This window comes from Acinetobacter sp. 1130196, assembly GCF_000588095.1.
GTDB lineage: Bacteria > Pseudomonadota > Gammaproteobacteria > Pseudomonadales > Moraxellaceae > Acinetobacter > Acinetobacter nosocomialis.
In genome coordinates this window covers 1-14,120 of record NZ_JFWX01000035.1, presented here as the reverse complement: position 1 = coordinate 14,120, position 14,120 = coordinate 1, and the positions used below count along the sequence as shown (strand labels likewise).

At 36.3% G+C, this 14,120-nt stretch carries 15 protein-coding genes and 1 pseudogene; 3 read left to right on the top strand and 13 right to left on the bottom strand.

Annotation, left to right across the window (positions count from 1 at the left end; genetic code table 11):
- Positions 1-101 precede the first annotated feature (101 nt).
- The 13 genes and pseudogenes from J671_RS19335 to J671_RS19280 form a co-directional block, all read right to left on the bottom strand.
- Complete coding sequence (locus J671_RS19335; protein WP_079377024.1) at positions 102-809, bottom strand: SIR2 family NAD-dependent protein deacylase; 708 nt, start codon at positions 807-809, stop codon at positions 102-104.
- Between the two features lie 97 nt (positions 810-906).
- Entirely contained in the window at positions 907-1,281 is a 375-nt protein-coding gene (gcvH, locus tag J671_RS19330; RefSeq protein WP_002049861.1) for a glycine cleavage system protein GcvH, read from the bottom strand.
- A gap of 38 nt (positions 1,282-1,319) precedes the next feature.
- A complete protein-coding gene (locus J671_RS19325) occupies positions 1,320-2,345 on the bottom strand; it encodes an AraC family transcriptional regulator (protein WP_000705529.1) in 1,026 nt (341 codons plus the stop codon).
- A 108-nt stretch (positions 2,346-2,453) separates the two neighbouring features.
- Positions 2,454-2,895, bottom strand: a pseudogene (locus tag J671_RS0104880) (MaoC family dehydratase).
- Positions 2,895-4,742: an ABC transporter ATP-binding protein gene (locus tag J671_RS19320; RefSeq protein WP_002050158.1), complete on the bottom strand. Its 1,848-nt coding sequence runs from the start codon at positions 4,740-4,742 to the stop codon at positions 2,895-2,897. Before J671_RS19320 ends, J671_RS0104880 begins: the two are co-directional and overlap by 1 nt.
- Positions 4,743-5,115: 373 nt before the next feature.
- On the bottom strand, positions 5,116-5,652 hold the full coding sequence (locus tag J671_RS19315; RefSeq protein ID WP_002050144.1) for a DUF2058 domain-containing protein: 537 nt from the start codon (positions 5,650-5,652) through the stop codon (positions 5,116-5,118).
- Between the two features lie 3 nt (positions 5,653-5,655).
- Positions 5,656-6,336: a YoaK family protein gene (locus J671_RS19310; RefSeq protein ID WP_004887507.1), complete on the bottom strand. Its 681-nt coding sequence runs from the start codon at positions 6,334-6,336 to the stop codon at positions 5,656-5,658.
- A 5-nt stretch (positions 6,337-6,341) separates the two neighbouring features.
- A complete protein-coding gene (sstT, locus tag J671_RS19305; RefSeq protein WP_002050031.1) occupies positions 6,342-7,544 on the bottom strand; it encodes a serine/threonine transporter SstT in 1,203 nt (400 codons plus the stop codon).
- Between the two features lie 419 nt (positions 7,545-7,963).
- Complete coding sequence (locus J671_RS19300) at positions 7,964-8,272, bottom strand: ArsR/SmtB family transcription factor (RefSeq protein ID WP_002050127.1); 309 nt, start codon at positions 8,270-8,272, stop codon at positions 7,964-7,966.
- 475 nt (positions 8,273-8,747) lie between these two features.
- Positions 8,748-9,314, bottom strand: coding sequence for a TetR/AcrR family transcriptional regulator (locus tag J671_RS19295; RefSeq protein WP_004709146.1), 567 nt, complete (start codon positions 9,312-9,314; stop codon positions 8,748-8,750).
- Positions 9,315-9,674: 360 nt separating this feature from the next.
- Positions 9,675-10,838, bottom strand: coding sequence for a cupin domain-containing protein (locus J671_RS19290; protein ID WP_004887505.1), 1,164 nt, complete (start codon positions 10,836-10,838; stop codon positions 9,675-9,677).
- 30 nt (positions 10,839-10,868) lie between these two features.
- Positions 10,869-11,462, bottom strand: coding sequence for a Maf family protein (locus J671_RS19285; protein WP_006581996.1), 594 nt, complete (start codon positions 11,460-11,462; stop codon positions 10,869-10,871).
- Positions 11,462-11,845 (bottom strand): DUF2237 family protein, encoded by a 384-nt coding sequence (locus J671_RS19280; RefSeq protein WP_002050020.1) that lies wholly within the window; start codon positions 11,843-11,845, stop codon positions 11,462-11,464. Before J671_RS19280 ends, J671_RS19285 begins: the two co-directional genes overlap by 1 nt.
- Before the next feature lie 138 nt (positions 11,846-11,983).
- Between J671_RS19280 and J671_RS19275 the strand changes: the two genes are divergently transcribed.
- The 3 genes from J671_RS19275 to J671_RS19265 all read left to right on the top strand — a co-directional run.
- On the top strand, positions 11,984-13,171 hold the full coding sequence (locus J671_RS19275) for a phosphoglycerate kinase (protein WP_004887501.1): 1,188 nt from the start codon (positions 11,984-11,986) through the stop codon (positions 13,169-13,171).
- A gap of 121 nt (positions 13,172-13,292) precedes the next feature.
- A complete protein-coding gene (locus J671_RS19270; protein ID WP_004887500.1) occupies positions 13,293-13,535 on the top strand; it encodes a hypothetical protein in 243 nt (80 codons plus the stop codon).
- Positions 13,536-13,656: 121 nt separating this feature from the next.
- The coding region (locus J671_RS19265; protein WP_171073098.1) for a class II fructose-bisphosphate aldolase at positions 13,657-14,120 on the top strand (464 nt) is incomplete at its 3' end.

Here is a 14,120-nt window from a genome sequence, read left to right as displayed (position 1 = left end):
TGACTCTAGAATAAATTTGACATGAGTTGAGTGTTTTCGAATCAATTTCATGTGAAGAGACAACTTTAGAGGTGAAATTTGTAATAAAAATGAAAGAAATATTAGTTCGTCAATTGATGAAATAGCTCTTTCATACCTTCTGTGGCTGTCATATTTAATAGTTTATATTGAGATGGAACACGAGAATGATCTGCTTTGGGATCTATATAGTAGGCGTCAGTGTAGTTAGGAATTTCATGAACTAAAGCAGCGACAGGGTAAACACTTAAGGTTGAACCAATAACAATGAAAATATCTGCTTCTTGCACTTGCTTTATGGCTTCTTCAAATGCTGGAACTGCTTCACCAAACCAAACCACATGAGGGCGAAGTGGATAGCCATTTGGACAAAAGTCATGCTCTAGATCTAATTTCCACCCATTAATTTCATAAAATTCATTTGTATATTGGGCATTTGGTCCAGAGCTTTTCGCTAATCGAATATTACCATGTAGATGCAACACATTCTGGCTACCAGCACGTTCATGTAAATCATCAATATTTTGTGTAATGACTTGTACATCGAAATGGTTTTGTAATTTAGCAATATATTGATGAGCTTCATTTGGCTGAGCTTCTAAAATATTTTTACGGCGTTCGTTATAAAACCGTTGGACTAACGCAGGGTCTTTATCCCAAGCTTCCGGAGTAGCAACTTGCTGTATATCATAATTTTCCCATAGGCCATTACTGTCACGAAAAGTACTAATTCCACTTTCTGCACTCATACCTGCACCAGAAAATACAACAAGTCTTGTCATGTTATTGATCCTACATATCCAGTTTTATAGCTATTTTATACATATATAAAAAAACCAGTTTAAAAGTAAACTGGTTTTTATCAAATATTGAAAGCAATGCTAAATTTTATAAGCCAGCTTCATATTCTTCATTTGTTAAAAGTTTTTCAACGTCTGCCATGTTGTCTGGCTTAATTTTATAAATCCAGCCTTTCCCGTATGGATCTTCATTTACAAAATCTGGATCATCTTCAAGGTTTGTATTTACTTCCACTACTGTACCAGAAACAGGAGCGTGGATGTCAGAAGCAGTTTTAACTGATTCAACTACTCCAGCTTGTTCGCCAGCTGTTACTTGGCTGCCCACTTCCGGAGTTTCAACATAGACCAAGTCTCCAAGCTCATCTTGTGCATGGTCGGTAATCCCAGTAATAACAAGATCACCTTCAATTTTTACCCACTCATGTGTACGTGCATACTTCAATTCTGAAGGGTGATTCATGACATCTCCTTAAGCTTGTGTCCAATATTTTAATAACATTATAAATAGGGGTCTTTGCGCCAGTTACTAGGACTACGACCACTCCAGCGTTTAAATGCTCGGCTGAAATTTGCGACATCAGAATAACCCAGTTCATCCGCAATTTGTTCAAGACTATAATCTGTACGTGAAAGTAAAGAAGTCGCATGACGATAGCGGACTTCATCTACTAATGTTGAAAATGAAGTTCCTTCCGCTGCCAACTGTCGCTTTAATGTGCGATCTGACATGTGTAAGTATTCTGCTACATTTTCTATGCTTAAGTAATGTTGTTCCGAATTACTTAAAATATCACGTACACGCATTGCTAAACGGCGGCGTTCACCTAAAGCAGAGAGTTCAGCCTCACATTGGTTAATAGCAATTTGACTGGCGATTGGATCTGAATTAATTAATTTAAGACCTAAATATTTTTTATCAAAACTAGAAATTAAATGAGGCTGATTAAACCGAATAGTACTGCTTAGTTTGCTCTTATATTTATCAAAGCCTGCTGGTTCTGGAAAATCTAGGTCGACATCGCCCGCTAAATCTTCAATACCTGTCATAGCTTTTGCCATTGTCATGATGCCAATAGTTAAGCCTAAAACAATTTCGGTGCGAAGTGGTTCTAACTCAATATCACATTGTAGTTGTAATGTGGCTTTTGGGCCGAAGGTAGAAAAATAGAGTTGTAAAAAAGGTAAGCGTAACTGGATAAAACGAGCAGCGAGAGCAATTGCCTCAGTAATATCTTTTGCTGTCATTATTGCGTAGCCAATAAATCCATGAATTGAAATACGCATTTGAGTGCCAATATGGTAACCCAATGTACTTTCTCCAGTGAGATTTAAGGCATGTTTAACCAGTTCATTTGCTACAGGTGTTGAAATACGATATTCAGGGTCAGCCAATTGTTCACTTGTAAGATGAAAAGGGGCAAATAATGTCTCATCGTTGTATCCCCAACGTGAAACAACATCTAATAGCAATAAGCCATAGACTCCTGGAATACCTTGATCTTGACGAGCTGAGGTAATTTTCATATGCGTTCCGTTGCTCTCATCAATTTTCTACGTGCATTTCTTACACATCTTGTCATGAAATATAATTTGAGTTTATAAAAACTGTTAGACAATCATATCAAGGATTCGTTAAATATTCTTTTTAAAGACAACGATTTTTGTCGTTGAAATAAGTAAAACATCTCCATGTTGATTTAAAGCTTGCGTAACGTAGCTTACAATACCACGATCCAATTTTGTTTTGGATGGTGTAATTGCTGAAATCTCAGCTTCAACATGTATACGGTCACCAGGTCGAGTCGGGCGAGGCCAACGTAAACTAGACTCTGAACCCACGAGCCCCCCCATGAATAGGCATACATTCTGTCCATAAGCGCATAGTAATTGCCGAGGTATGCCATCCACTGGCAGCAATACCTTTAAAGATTGGATCTTCTTTAGCTAATTCTTCATCTGTATGGAAAGGCTGAGGGTCGTAGTGGCTTTCAAATTGTTTAATCTCATCTAGTGTAATTTCATATTCACGACTGATAAAACGATCACCAATTTTTAAATCTTCTAAATAAAGCATTAATCCTGACCCTGTACTACTTTTTGCTCAATAAGAAAGCCGCCAGTTTGGCGTTTCCATAATTGTGCATATATACCATTTTTAGCAATTAATTCTTCATGGGTACCTTGCTCTGCAATTCTACCTTCATCAAGAACAATTAAACGGTCCATTTGAGCAATGGTAGACAAACGGTGAGCAATTGCAATAACTGTTTTATCTACCATCAGGTCATTTAAACTAGACTGAATAGCTGCCTCAACTTCCGAGTCTAATGCGCTTGTTGCTTCATCTAATATTAAAATTGGTGCATCTTTTAAGAAAACACGTGCAATAGCGATACGTTGTCTCTGACCGCCTGAAAGTTTAACACCGCGTTCACCAACCTGTGCTTCATAGCCAGAACGGCCTTTTAAGTCGACAAGTTGAGGAATAAATTCAGCTGCTTTTGCCTTATGCACTGCACTTTGCATGTCCAGATCGGTTGCATCCGGACGGCCATATTTAATATTTTCAGCAACTGAACGATGGAGTAGAGAAGTATCTTGAGTAACTAAAGCAATATTCGCTCTCAAACTATCTTGTGTAACATCTTCAATATTCTGCCCATCAATTAAAATTGCACCTTCTTTAAGATGGTAGAAATGTAAAAGTAATTGGATGAGAGTGGATTTTCCTGCACCTGAACGGCCAACGATACCAATCTTTTCGCCCGCTGTAATGTGTAAATTAAAGTGATCGATGACATTTTTATTGTTATAGGCAAAGGTCACATCTTTAAATACGATTTCACCTTGCTTTACTGTAAGTGGTTTTGCATCTGGTTTGTCTTGAATATTGATTTTCTTACCAAGAGTTTGCATACCATCTTGAATGGTACCCACATTTTCAAATAAGGCTGACATATGCCACATCATAAACTCAGCCATGCTATTAAGCTTTAAAATCATGGCGGTCGTTGCTGCAATTACACCTAGTGCTGCTAGGCCTTGTGTCCATAGCCAGACTGCTGTTCCAATCACGCCTACAAATAAAACAGCAGAAAGTAAATTAATGCTGACTTCAAAAAGAGTACCTAATCGCATTTGTGCATAGACAGTTGTCATAAACTCTTTCATTGAAGCTTTTGCATACTGGCTCTCACGACCAGCATGGGCAAATAATTTAACCGTTTGAATATTTGTGTAGGCATCTGTTACACGTCCAGTCATTACTGCACGAGCATCAGCTTGTTGCTGTGATACTTTGCTTAAACGGGGAATAAAGAACCAAGCGCTTAATAAGAATAAACCCAACCAAACCATAAGTGGAATGAGTAAAGTTGGTGAAATTGCACCAAGAACGATACTAACGGTAATAAAATAAATGCTGACATAAGCCAACATATCGCCCAAAATAATCCAAAATTCACGGATAGCTAGTGCTGTTTGCATGACTTTTGCTGAAAGGCGACCCGCAAAATCATTATGGAAAAAATCTAGACTTTGCTTTAACAAAAGATTATGAAAACGCCACCGTAAGCGCATTGGAAAAGTACTATATAAAATTTGGTGTTTTATAATAGATTGAATATTAACAAATAAAATATTAGCAAATAAAACGCTAATAAGAATGAGTATATTGGAAGCGTGTTGGCTTAAAAAGCTTTCTGGTTGACTGTTACTCAGCCAGTCGACAAGTTGCCCAATTTTTGAAAAGAGTAGAGCTTCAAAGCTGGCTGCACCCGCTGTACATATAATGAGTAATAATAAGTACGGACGAACACCTTCAGTAGCTTGCCAAACAAATGGGAAAAAGCGAGTTGGTAAGGGCTCATCCAGACCTTTGGTTGGATAAGGATCTACAAGTTTTTCAAACCACTTCAGCATGAATGACTACCTTTATACATCAGCTACTTTATTAAAATTTCGCAATTTAATTTGCAATAAAGTCAGTTAGATCAAACTCGATATAGATGTTGATCTGTTGGGTGTGTGGATACACGTCAAAGTCTATGTTGTATATCTTTAGCTAAAACTGACAAGATTTAGTCAAGATATAAATTTGGAAACGGGAAAAGCCTAAAAGGCATGGTAAAGACAAAAAATGTTTTATTCATTATATCGATAATAATAGATGAAGTGGTGAATGAATTTGATGTGAATGTAATTTTTATAAGTTTTTTTAATAAATGATAAAATACTGATATTTAGCCTAAGCAGCATGAGCCTTTATCTAAATATTCATAAAGGCTCATAATAATTACCACATTAAGTCATCTGGAATAACATATGCTGCATACGGATCTTCTTCGTCAGTAGTTTGTTCATTTTTCTCTGCATTATTAATTAAAATAAAGCCTTGCATTTTTTGATCAATTTTTTCGGCCAAAGCTTTTGGAAGATAAGCGTATTGATCTTGATCTTTAGCAATTACTAAACTACCTGTAACAAGGGCATTGTAGACTTGTTGAGATAGATATACCTTTTTAATCTTATTCTCGTCAATAAATTGATAAGCCACATCTCCGGCAAAATCTACAATTTTGTGTTGTTTAATCATTTGAATAATAGAAGCTTTTAATGCTTTTTCTTCGAGTTGTTGCTGTTTTTCTAGATTTAAAGCTTGGTCTTTAGCTAGTTTTTCTTGTTGAGCTTTTTCAATATTTGCTTTGATTTCTGCTTCATTGCTTTGACCAGTACGCTGCTCATGCTGAGCTTGTTTGGTGAGTTTTTTTGCTTTTTTATTGTCAACTAAACCTGCTTTGAGTAACTGAGCTTGTAAGGCATTTTTAACCATGACTTAATCCGAATCTGAAGAGGAAGAACGATGAAAATAAACAGCCCAATATGAAATACTGAGTGTTAAGCTTAAAATTGCTGGTAGCAAAAATGATTGCAATTTTAAGTAGGGGTGAACTGAAGCAGCAATTATACCACCAATAAGAAAACCTGAAAAAATAAGTAGATGTAAAATAATACGACGGTTTTCTACTTTTAAACCTCGTGCTATGTAACCAAGTGCAAGGCCAAGATCTGTTAAGACACCCGATAAGTGAGTTGTCCTAATAATGGTCCCTTTATAATGGCTGACCATGGCATTTTGTAAACCCATGGCGACACAAGCCCATAATAATCCATATTTGGGAAAATATGGCAGTAATAACCAGCAAAGAAAAATAAAGAGGGCAACTAAGCTTAAAGGGAGGCCATATCGACGGCCTAATTTGAAATGGCTATTGCCTAAAATAAAACCACTGTAAAATGATCCACATACATAACATAGTATAACAAGTATCAAATATATGACGTGATCAAAGTGCCAGTTTACCAAACTCATGGCTAGCATACTGACATTACCAGTCATATGCGACACCGATTGATGTAAAAGGGTGATAAGCCCTAAAACATTAATCATTCCGGCATTCATTGCCAGTAAAAAGGCACCAATTTGGAACCAGTTTGGTAAACGTTGAAATGGCATGTTCTCTAAGAGTTTTGTCTTGAGCGAATATCAACAGCGGCAGTAAATAAAACATCAGTTGATGAGTTAAGAGCTGTTTCGGTTGAATCTTGTAATACACTAATAATCATACCAACTGCAACAACTTGCATCGCAATTTCTGATGAAATACCAAATAAACTACAAGCGACTGGAATTAAAAGTAACGAACCACCAGCGACACCAGACGCACCACATGCTGAAACTGTAGCGACTACCGACAAAATAATCATAGTTGCCAAATCAACATGAATCCCTAATGTATGCACAGTTGCTAAAGTAAGCACAGTGATTGTAACAGCTGCCCCAGCCATATTAACTGTAGCACCTAAAGGAATAGAAACACTTGCAGTAGATGGATTAACACCTAAACGTTCAGCTAAATCAAGGTTAACTGGGATGTTAGCTGCTGAGCTGCGTGTGAAGAATGCAGTAATACCACTTTCTTTTAAGCATTTAAAAACAAGTGGGTATGGATTGCCACGAATTGTTAAACCTACCAAAATTGGGTTAACTACAAGAGCAACAAAAAGCATTGTTCCTAATAGAACAGCTAATAATTGCGCATAACTTTCAAGCGTTGCTAAACCAGCATCGGCAAAGGTTACTGCAACTAAACCGAAAATGCCTACAGGTGCAAATGCGATGACTTTGTGAATAATCGCACTCACAGCATGTGAAACATCATGCATCACTTGTTTAGTCGTATCTGAACTATGACGCATTGCTAAACCTAGACCAATTGCCCATGCCAGAATGCCAATAAAGTTCGCTTCACTAATTGCTTGAACAGGGTTTGCAATAAAACTTAAAAGCAAATTTTTTAATATATCAGCGAGGCTACCAGGCGCTTGTAGGTTGTTATGTGAAACAGTATTAAGATAAAGAGTACTTGGAAAAGACAAGCTCGCAACAACGGCACTAAACGCAGCTAATAGCATACCCACTACATATAATAGTAAGACTGGTCGTAAATTTGCACTATGACCAACCTGAAAGTTAGCAATAGATGAGAGAACCAGTACGAAAACTAAAATAGGAGCAACCGATTTCAATGCTTTAATGAACAGCTCACCAAACAAGCTTAAGTAAGGTGTAACGGTTGGAAATAATAGTGCAACACCTATTCCTAAAATAATGGCGATAATAATTTTGGTGACTAAGCTTAATCGAGAAAAGAATTCAAGCATATAAAGGCCTTATTAACCTATTCATGGCTAAAGGTTGAACAAGCGGAGTATTTTATACTTAAGTGATGTGAATCTTAAGCTTTTTTATATCAAGTAATTAGATTAATAAAAAAAGGTAATATTAAGTATTTGTTTTTAAAATAGTAAAATTAAATTATTAAATTAATTAAAAAGATATTCTGCTTATATAACAGTCAATAAAAAATTAACTGTGGGGTCTAAAAACCTATTGAAAAATAGTGGAGGGAGAGACAGAAAGAAATAAGAGAGTGTATTGTTGTTTTCAATAGCTTTAGATACTTGAAAAACTACGCGAATTTTCAATCCTCTTTGCTCGGTTTATTACTAGCTACCAAGTTGAAAAATCGCATATTTCAGGAATACATTAATATTATTATAATTTTATAAATTCAGCGCAGTTATTCTATACAGTATAACTGATAAAGCGTATTCAAAATTGAGTGCATCTTGTCATCCTTTATAGAATAGAAAATTTGTTTGCCATCACGACGTGTTGAAACGACATCACTTTTACGTAACATCATCAATTGTTGTGAAAGAGTGGGTTGGGTGATTTGGGTTTTCTCTTCGATTTGAGAGACATTTAACTCCTCATGAGCTAAGTGACATAAAATTAATAAACGGTCAGGGTTAGCTAAAGACTTTAATGTGCCTACGACTGAATCAGCCGCATTTTTCATTTCTTCAATTTGGAGTCCATCTTTCATACTTTATACCTATATCAATATGGCCGGCATAGTATAGATTGATCTTAAGAAAATGAATGTAGCAAAACTAATCAATCCAATTGTTTTTGTTGAAAAGGTTTATAAGTGTAATTGATAAATATATAACATTATTAAGGTATAACAATAATTTGTAGTTGTTTTGTGTCAAAAGTGTTGCATTGTGTGAGAAGCGTAATTGTTAAGTATAAATGAAACAAAGTCAAAGGAAAAAAATCTTATTTTAAGTTCTATCTATAGTTAATTCTGATTTATCTATGAAAGGGTAATAAAAAAAGATTGAGTTTTTACTTTTTAAAGATATAATTGATTCTGTACAGACAGGTCTGTATATTCTAGTTTGGGATGATAGTCCAAAAAAAACGTCTAACTCTAGGCTAGAATGACTTTCAGACGCAGCGTGATGAATAAGAAGAAGATTCAACAATATAAGAAGAATAATATCACGCTTTATTTTTTACTGTGCAACTTTTTCAAACTCAATAAGCTTCTCTACACGTTTCCAGTAGTCATTAATTTTTACTGAGCCGTGCTCAACCTGAGCTTGAATGGTCATACCTTCTAAAATATTGACTAACAGTAATGCTAAAGGACGAGATTCCTCAATTTCATGTTGAACAAGAAGATCCTGCATTAACTGAGTCAACCATATTTTGTATAAAGTCGCAGGTTGGTGAGTTGAAGGGTATTGCTTTAATACTTCTTCTAAGGCTTTTTGAAACATACAGCCATTAAAATCTTCGCTATTAAACCAATCTGCATACCATAAAAAGATTGCCTTAATACGGGCTAATGGATCATTTTCGTCTTGTTTAGATATAGCAGCAGTAAGAGAATTTTGTAAAAGTGAGTTTCTTAGTAATAAACACTCTTCAATTAGTTTCTCTTTGGAAGGGAAGTATTTGTAAAATGTCATTTTTGCTACACCAGACTCACTGATGATACGATCAACCCCTATAGAGTTATAACTATATGAGTTAAAAAGTCTTAATGCAGTGGTAATAATGTCATCTTTTTTTGACATATTTTAGTAGCCTCACACAAAAAATTTGCTCTTAGCCTAAATGGTCGAGTGTATAAATAAAAAGCAAGAACGCACAATTTTACATTGTATTGATTGTTATTGATAGAAAAAAATAGGTTTTTTAAAAACAATAGAAGGGCAAAGCATAATGCTCTAGGTATATATTTTATATTTGCTGAAAAAATTTCTATGTCTTAATTAGACGTATTTACTAGATAATTTTTTAATTTAGAAAATAATTTTAAACCATAGAAATGTAACCGCAAAATAGATTTATAGATTGGTATATTTAAACATTTATTTATAAAAGAAAAAAGGAGAAATTTTAGAATTTTCTCCTTTTAACCTATTTAGTCAATATTATTCTGCCGGTGGCAATAACATAAGAATTGAATCATTCAATAATTGAACAATGTTTTCTAAAATCTCTACATTGCTTAGCTGGTTATTAAATGGAATACTTTCTCCATCTGCTATTGTTTTGAGTTGAGTGGCAAAAGATTCCACTATCGTTAAATCTTCTCCATTGCCCCAAAACTTTAAAACTCCATTTTGTTCTGTATAAAGTAGGCGAGAGGCTGGTTCTAGCAATAATTCATAACCTTCTGTCAAAATAGCATTGAGGTCTTCAACTTCTATCTCGTCTGGTTCAGGAATATTATCTGGATATTTAGGTTCAGTCATATATGCCATGATGGCAGCATCAAGTACTGATGAATTTTGCAATTGAGCTAAAACCAACCCTCTTAAATACGCTAATTCTTCTGTATTAATTTCACCAACTTGAGAAATACTCTTTCGGTCAATATCTATGACAGGGTTTTGTAGTAATTCATCGGTAGCAAATTGGTCACTAATTCTGTCAATCATGCCAGAAATATTAGGCATACGGAAACCAAACGAGAAAGTTAAGCAATCATCTTCAGCAACACCATAATGTGCTAAGCCAGGTGGAACATATAATAAGTCACCAGGAGCTAAAACTTCGTCAAAATGAACATCTATGTCTGGCAATAATTTTAATGGTTGATTTGGAACAAATTCAGTGGTTGCATCACACATTTGGCCTAATTGCCAACGGCGGTGTCCATGTCCTTGAACAAGAAATACATCATAAAAGTCAAAATGTTTTCCAACTGAGCCGCCTTTAGGTGCATAAGAAACCATAATGTCATCACGACGCCATTGAGGAATAAAAGGAAATTTCTTCCATAATTCCGCTAAATCGAATGAGTAATGATCAACTGCTTGTACTAACAGTGTCCATAGCTTTGGTAATTTTTGAAAGTCACCTTTAGTTAGAGGAGAAGACTTTACGTGCCACTCATTTGGATTTTTGTCTTTTTGACGAATAAGACGTGCGCTAACATGATCTTCTAAAGCGAATTCTTTCACATCATTTGGCTCTAACACGCCAATGATTTCAGGCATGGCATTACGCACAAGTAATGGTTTTTTCTGCCAGTATTCTGATAAAAACTGTTCAGCAGTAATGCCGCCTAAAACGGTTAAAGGTTCTGTCATGGAGATAACCTATAAATAAACTAATAAATATTAAGGAATTTGAAGTTCAAGCTGTCTTAAAATCTGACAAAGCTGAATCATGGGTAAGCCCATTAGGGTGGTTTGATCTTGGCCTATCATTTTCTCAAATAAACTAATGCCAAGACTTTCACACTTAAAACTTCCCGCACAATGAAGGGGTTGATCTAAATCGATATATCTTTCAATTTCTGAGTCGCTTAAATTGCGAAATTTAACTTGATAATGTTCAACTAGAGTGTGTTCAAAGCTTTTTTCAAGACATTGAACACTTAAGGCTGTACTAAAAAAGACTGTTCTGGCTGAGTTTGCTTTTAACTGAGCTTTAGCATTTTCAATAGTCAATGGTTTGCCAATAAAATCATGAGGTGCATGTTCTCGCCATGCAACCTGATCTGATCCAATTACAATTGCTTCCGGATTTTTCTGAGCAATAACCTGAGCTTTAGTAAAAGCCAGTCTTTTAGCTAAATCATCAGCATGAGTCTCGCCACGAGAACTTTCATCAATATCTGGACTGATACAGATATATTCGATGCCCAAATGATTCATCAAATCCTTACGCGTTTGACTACTCGATGCCAAAATAATTTGGGGGTGTTTCATTACACTGCGTATTCCATTAATACATCTAATGGGACATAACTTAATACTGCTTGATGGCAGGCATGAAGTTTGACAGGTGGAGCTTGACCAGCTTGATATGCTTCTACCCAACGAGTTACACAAATGCACCAGAAGTCACCTGGCTGCAGGCCAGGGAAGCCAGCTTCAGGTAAAGGAGTAATGAGATCGTTGCCAACTTTTTGCGAAAAATTTAAAAAGTCAGACGTCATTTGAGCGCATACAGTGTGTTGCCCAAGATCTGTTACTGCTGTATGGCAAAAACCATTTCGAAAATATCCGGTAATAGGATCAAAACAACAGCTCGCTAAAGGCTCACCTAAAACATTTAAACGATTGATTTGTGGATCGGGATGAATAGACATAATCGATGAAATATTAAATTACTACCTCTATCATAATCAAAACTTTGGCTTTCTACAGCTTTTATGCAAAAAAACTAACCTTTTTTGATGTAATCATTTAAAATTGGCGCGTTTTTAAAATCATAAAGAGAGCTTTACATGAATTTTCAGCGCATGACTGACCTTAACTTAGCAGGTAAACGTGTACTTATTCGTGAAGATTTAAACGTTCCTGTTAAAAATGGTGTGATTACCAGCGATGCTCGTTTACGTGCGGCACTTCCAACAATAAAAGCTGCTTTAGAAAAAGGCGCTGCTGTAATGGTATTTTCGCATTTAGGTCGTCCTGTTGAAGGTGAACCAAAGCCTGAACAATCACTTGCACCAGTTGCAGCATATTTAACTGAAGCATTAGGCCAAGAAGTTAAATTATTTACTGATTATCTTGATGGTGTAGAGGTTCAGGCTGGACAAGTTGTTTTGCTTGAAAATGTTCGTTTTAACGTTGGTGAAAAGAAAAATAATCCTGAGCTTGCACAAAAGTATGCTGCTTTATGTGATGTATTTGTGATGGATGCATTCGGTACTGCTCACCGTGCAGAAGCTTCTACTGAGGGCGTAGCACGTTTTGCTCCAGTTGCAGCTGCTGGTCCTTTATTGGCTGCTGAATTAGATGCGCTTGGCCGTGCAATGCAAACACCTGAAAAACCAATGGTTGCTATTGTTGCTGGCTCTAAAGTTTCAACAAAACTTGATGTTTTAAACTCATTGTCTACTATTTGTGATCAACTTATTGTTGGTGGTGGTATCGCAAATACTTTCTTAGCGGCCGCTGGTTACAACGTTGGAAAATCTCTATACGAAGCTGACTTGGTAGAAACAGCAAAACAAATTGCTGCTAAAGTAAGCGTTCCACTTCCTACAGATGTTGTTGTAGCGGATGCATCTCAAATTAACTTTGAAGATTTCTTGGGTTCTTTAGCGGCTGCACAAGCAGTTGTTAAAAAAGTTGAGGATGTAACTGCAAACGATATGATTTTAGATGTTGGTCCTGAAACAGCTAAAGCATTTGCAAATATTTTAACAACATCAAAAACGATTCTTTGGAATGGTCCCGTTGGTGTGTTTGAAGTTGATCAATTTGGTGAAGGTACTAAGGCACTTTCTCTTGCAGTTGCTCAATCTGATGCATTCTCGATCGCTGGTGGCGGTGATACTTTAGCTGCGATTGATAAATATAATGTTGCTGACCAAATTGGTTATATTTCAACTGGTGGTGGTGCGTTCCTTGAATTTGTTGAAGGTAAAACTTTGCCAGCAGTGGCTGTTTTATTAGAACGTGCATAATACATATATGTAAAAATAAGAAGGGGTTGGGTTCAACCCCTTTTTCATTGATAAGTCATTAAATTGTCATATTACTGAAATAAAATAATGAGCACTAAATCACCAATTGTGGAAAATAGTGATGAATTTAAAACTTACCTTAGCTGCTTTATTAATTGTTCCAGTGATGTTGACTGCTTGTGCGAAAAAAGAAGAGTCTTCTAAAGCAGGACAAGATGCAGCATCTACAGCAGTTTCTGATAAAGTAACTCCTGAACAGCAAGCTACAATTGATTCGCTTGATAAGCCAGTTTTAGATGAAAAGAATACAGATGTGGTTGAAGGTAGTGCGTCTAGCGAGGCGGCTGCTTCAGAAACTCATTAATTTGTTGTTTTTTGTTAAAAAGTCCCTGCAAATGCAGGGATTTTTTTTGAAATACTGTGATTTGTTGCTGAATTGAAATAAATGACAAGGTAGAATAAGCCGCACTACCTGGGAGGATATTATGGCACTCATTTCAATGCGCCAGCTCTTGGATCACGCTGCGGAACATAACTACGGCGTACCAGCATTTAACGTAAATAACTTAGAACAAATGCGTGCAATTATGCTTGCCGCAGATGCAACCAATTCACCTGTAATTGTTCAGGCATCAGCTGGAGCTCGCAAATATGCAGGCGCTCCATTCTTACGCCATCTTATTTTGGCTGCAATCGAAGAGTGGCCGCACATTCCAGTGGTAATGCACCAAGACCATGGTACTAGCCCTGATGTATGCCAACGCTCTATTCAACTTGGTTTTAGCTCAGTGATGATGGATGGTTCATTAGGTGCTGATGGTAAAACCCCTACAACTTACGATTACAACGTAGATGTAACTCGTCAAGTCGTAGCAATGGCTCATGCTTGTGGCGTGTCTGTTGAAGGCGAAATCGGTTGCTTAGGTAGCCTTGAGACAGGTATGGCTGG